The 383-nt window shown below is 47.5% G+C and carries 2 rRNA genes; both read left to right on the top strand.

The features are described 5' to 3' along the window. Nucleotides 1-85 (top strand): 16S ribosomal RNA (locus GQF01_RS26410); the annotation flags it as partial. 198 nt (nt 86-283) lie between these two features. Then, nucleotides 284-383, top strand: a 23S ribosomal RNA gene (locus GQF01_RS26405); the annotation flags it as partial.

The following is a 383-nucleotide window of genomic DNA, read 5'->3' as shown; positions in this document are numbered from 1 at the left end:
CCAGCCGCCGAAGGTGGGGTAGATGATTGGGGTGAAGTCGTAACAAGGTAGCCGTATCGGAAGGTGCGGCTGGATCACCTCCTTTCTATGGAGACTCGGGTCTGAAACGACCCAGTCAAGTGTGCTTGGCACACAAATCGCTTACTCACTCGTGTTCAGTTTTGAAAGGTTAATCCTTTCAATAACTTGTTCCTTGAAAACTAGATAACGAAACAAAACGTAAAGTAAGAACTTAGGTTGTGTAACCTCCGGGTTACACGAAATTTTCAAATGTTTTTTTCTAGGTTAAGCTAGAAAGAGCACACGGAGGATGCCTAGGCACTAGGAGCCGAAGAAGGACGTGGCGAACGACGAAATGCCTCGGGGAGCCGTAAGCAGGCTTT

It is taken from the genome of Paenibacillus silvestris, from assembly GCF_009882985.1.
In the GTDB taxonomy this organism is placed as follows: domain Bacteria; phylum Bacillota; class Bacilli; order Paenibacillales; family NBRC-103111; genus Paenibacillus_E; species Paenibacillus_E silvestris.
The sequence above is the reverse complement of the archived record's forward strand: the minus strand, read 5'-3'. Positions and strand labels throughout refer to the sequence as shown.